The organism is Halohasta sp. A2 (assembly GCF_056175805.1).
Map to the genome: position 1 here is coordinate 1 of NZ_JAQFWV010000131.1, position 3,852 is coordinate 3,852.

The following is a 3,852-nucleotide window of genomic DNA, read 5'->3' on the forward strand; positions in this document are numbered from 1 at the left end:
ACGCCGTGCGAGCGCTGGGCTGGTATCGGCAGTTCCGTGAAATTGTCCTGATGTTCGCCATCATCAACATAGAACCACTGTGTGAACCGCTGTAACCGTGACTCAGCATCTATTCAACAGAGCAGTCGAAATCACTCTGGGCCGAGTAGTGCGACGACAGCCCTTCAGTCTGATCGAGTTCAAATACGAGCGTCGACTCGGATGGCCCACCCTCATCATCAAGGATGTCTGCTTCCATCTCCCACCGATCACACAGCGGGAGTGCAGGCAGGAAGTTCGCTATTCGAATGCCGTACTTGCGTGATTTCGAAAATAGTGATGCTGCGCCATCCAGTCGTGCTTCGTAGCCATCTGCGAGGTCTGTACTCGCAACCCGGCTTCCAGTACTGTCGATTGGATAGATCCGATGCATCAGGCCGAACAACTTGACGTAGCTGAAGACCGTCGCAAACGAATCCCAGACCCGTACCCGCATCTCGGTCGCATCGTACAGCACAGCCTGTGCCAACGCGAGATTGTAGCGAGTGAGCAGCCACTCAACGCTGATCGTATCGTCTGCATAGGATTCTTCGCTGTCACCGGTGAGTCGTGTGGTTGTCGGCGAATCGTCGGTCTGGTGGTGATCATCGAAAACGAGATCTCCAAACTGTATGAGTCGCTTGTTTTCTTCCAGGTCGGCGTACATCCCTCGGTAGCATTCTTCGAGAGAAATACCGAGTCGGTCAGCAACCGTGCTGTAGACCCACAGTGGGTTAGTATCATCTGTTAACGTTGGCTGGCGCACAATCGGTTGGTTCTCATTTGCCACTACGAAGAGTTCCTGCCGGATCTTTCGCGGCTCAACTGGAGCGTAGACCTCGAACTCACACTCATCTTGGAGAAGCTTCGCCAGTCCCTGGACGATTTTGTAGTCCGTATCCTCGATAGTCAACTCGTCAATCGTGTCCTCCAAATCTCCTTTTGACTCGCCGAGATGGTCTTCAAATATGTCGATGAGTTCTGCGGCGGTCTCCCGGTACCGTTGCTCAGTAGGATCGATGAACGCCGGTCGAATCTGACCGTCAGACCGCCGAGAGCGTGCCAGATCAGCTGTCAGCACGTTAGTTCAGCCCCCGTCGACGCTGTTGAGAGACATAGGTTTCCGTCGTGTCCTCGGAGATGATCTCGTAGAGCCGGGCTGGTTGGTTGTCCTCCGTTGGACGGAGAATCCGGCCCAACCGCTGTGCATACTGCCGTTTGGATGCACTCCCCGAGAGAATGATCCCGACATTCGCAGCTGGAACGTCGATGCCTTCGTCCAGGACTTGGGATGTCGCCAGTATCGAATACTCGCCTGTGCGGAACCGTTCCAAGATCTCTGTTCGCTCATCGGTGTCAGTCTGATGGGTGATACAGGGAACGATGAACTCTTGAGAGATCTCGTAGGCGAAATCGTTGTTTGCGGTGAAGATGATCGTTCGGTCATCATAGTGTCGCTTTAGTAGATTATCGAGTGTGTCGAGTTTCTTTTCAGCTGTTCGGGCGATCTTTTCGGCTCGCTGCTTCGCAATCAGTGCTCGACGACCGTCAGGATCGTAGGACGTGCGTTTGAGAAACTCTTGGTAGCCCGTTTCTTTCCAGAGATCGAAGTCGTGACTGTCGACGTAGTCCCGGTAGATCTGATACTCCTCGTCGTATCGCTCTCGTTCATCGGATGTGAGTTCAACCTGGAGATGAAGTGTCTCGTACTCGCTGAGGTACTCGCCTGCCAACTCGTCGACTTCCTCTTTGTAAACGACGGTTCCAAGGAGATCTTCGAGTACTTCGTGTTCGCCATCGGCACGCTCGTAGGTGGCAGTTAATCCAAGGCGATACGGCGCAATCGTCATCTCAGGGATCTGTTGGTAGGTCGGGGCTGGGAGATGGTGGACTTCGTCGACAACGAGCAAGCCGAACTGGTCACCATACTCGTTGATGTACCGATATGCGGAGTCGTATGTCGTCACGGTAAGATTGCTCACGTCGTGACTTCCCCCACCGAGAACGCCGACCCCATCTGGGAGCTGGTCGCCGAACGCATTGGTGAGCGTTGCGTGCCACTGGTTCATCAGATCGATTGTCGGGACGACCACGAGCGTGCTGACACCAGCATCAGCGATAGCTTGGACAGCGAGAAACGTCTTCCCACTCCCGGTCGGCAGCACAACACTGCCACAGCGTCCGTTGTCTCGCCACGCAGCGAGAGCCTCTTGTTGGTAGTCGCGTGGTTCGATGGCTACAGACGGCGTGAAGTGGAACTCGGAGTAGTTGCGAGCGTCGTCGGTAACAGATTCGACAGTGGCTGTGGATTCAGAGAGAGTGGCCTGCCCGTCAGTTCCGTCTGCCCATTCCAGAATATCACGGTAGTGCTGTGCTCGTGCCCGATACTCGTCGACACGGTCATCCCATTCAGCAAAGGGGACCGTATCAGGAGCATCTTCGAGAAGGAGTGTTCCATCGTCGAAGGTGAGACGCATCTGAGTTGATATAGGATATGAGAGCTACTTGTCCTTGCTGGAGGAGAGTAGTAGTGAAAAAGCGTCGACGGGAAGCAGCCTAATTCATCAAGATTGCTACATTACCAACCCTCACCCGGTTGCGGATACTGTTCGACTGGCTCACCTTTCTCCTTCACCACGTCAGGGTATTCGTCACTGTCTCCGTCCTTGTTTATCTCCTTGAGAATGGCGTAGAATCGCCACTCGTCGCCGTAATCGAAGAGGTAGCAGATGCGGTCACGTTCCTCTAGATCCAACTGGCCAGCCATCTGGCCCACTGTAGTCTCGCCTGCGTTATAGACGCTCCCGCCGCGCATCAACCCGCCCGCTGACTCTTCCATCTCACGTGGGCACTTGTACTTTACATTGCTGTCTCTGTAATCCTGATCTGTTCCAAAGTACCACAGGTGATCTTGATTCAACCCGACCGAGCGGTTCAGTACAGATTGGAACTCGTTCAACGTCTGGTCGGCTCCGACAACGATATCGCGCCAGAGTGATCGGGGATCAGGGTCGAATTTGACGCGATAGCGGTATGTGGTCATAGGCCATGATTTTGGGTGGAGGTCACTGAATCTATCGCTTCAGCCAGTAGTGCCAATCAGAGACGGCCTGCTCAGTATCGTTGTCAGGGTCGACTGGCTCCAACTGTCTCAATGGAACGCCGAGTTTTCGATCCATCCACTCGACGGTTACGAACTGCTGGCTGAGTGTTGGTTCTGTCGACGACATCCCAATGACGGTGACTGTCTCACCTTTCTTCAGCGGTGACTCATTCAGTTTACCGGTACAACGCGCTTGAAAAGGAAAGGCCATCAAATCGTCGAGGTACGCGTGTCAGCCGTAGGCCTGCTCCTCGGTAGTGTAGGCATCTACCAAGATCCGCATACTCAGGCGCTCTTCACGCTCTTCTTCTTTCTCAACCATGAGCGACATACGAATACCGGAGTCAAAACGTTGGTGTCGAAGCACTCGAAGCAGGTCTAACGAGTGTGGGCATGGATCCAGTCGGTATAAGCAAATCTGAGTCAGGCGGAACAGGTCGAGTCCCTCGGGGATAATCCTGGGGCGGTTCACTAGTTATGCGAGTAGAGTCCGGGTTGAGATTTCTGGGTATGGTGTATCTCTTCCCCTACTGTGCTACTTGGCCTTCGGCTCGGGTTGTTCCTTGAGGAAGGGGGATTACCGCGCAATAACAGTTAAACTGCGGACGCTCTTATGTAGAAACGTGGAAAGTCCCTATAGCTACGGTCTACGGTCCCAAATGAGGAGATATGCCCTCCTCAGATCCAGCCTTCGGCCGGATGCTTCGCCAGCTCGTCGATCTTGGCGTGAT

General features: G+C 54.0%; 2 protein-coding genes and 3 pseudogenes. 1 reads left to right on the forward strand and 4 read right to left on the reverse strand.

Annotation, left to right across the window (positions count from 1 at the left end):
• Positions 1-95, forward strand: a pseudogene (locus O2S87_RS18175) (IS5/IS1182 family transposase); the annotation flags it as partial.
• Between the two features lie 17 nt (positions 96-112).
• Here O2S87_RS18175 and O2S87_RS18180 read toward each other — a convergent pair.
• From O2S87_RS18180 to O2S87_RS18195, 4 genes and pseudogenes are all read right to left on the reverse strand, one after another.
• Positions 113-1,099, reverse strand: a pseudogene (locus O2S87_RS18180) (DUF790 family protein); the annotation flags it as partial.
• A 1-nt stretch (position 1,100) separates the two neighbouring features.
• On the reverse strand, positions 1,101-2,495 hold the full coding sequence (locus O2S87_RS18185) for a DEAD/DEAH box helicase family protein (RefSeq protein ID WP_475410149.1): 1,395 nt from the start codon (positions 2,493-2,495) through the stop codon (positions 1,101-1,103).
• A gap of 101 nt (positions 2,496-2,596) precedes the next feature.
• Positions 2,597-3,061 carry an IS1096 element passenger TnpR family protein gene (locus O2S87_RS18190; RefSeq protein WP_475410150.1) on the reverse strand — a complete coding sequence of 155 codons (465 nt, stop codon included), beginning with the start codon at positions 3,059-3,061 and terminating at the stop codon, positions 2,597-2,599.
• 31 nt (positions 3,062-3,092) lie between these two features.
• Positions 3,093-3,443: pseudogene (locus O2S87_RS18195) on the reverse strand (calcium-binding protein).
• Between the last annotated feature and the right edge of the window lie 409 nt (positions 3,444-3,852).

Excerpts from the sequence above, each read along its gene's own strand:
- O2S87_RS18185 (WP_475410149.1), bottom strand. The coding sequence starts at position 2,495 with ATGCGTCTCACCTTCGACGATGGAACACTCCTTCTCGAAGATGCTCCT.
- O2S87_RS18190 (WP_475410150.1), bottom strand. The coding sequence starts at position 3,061 with ATGACCACATACCGCTATCGCGTCAAATTCGACCCTGATCCCCGATCA.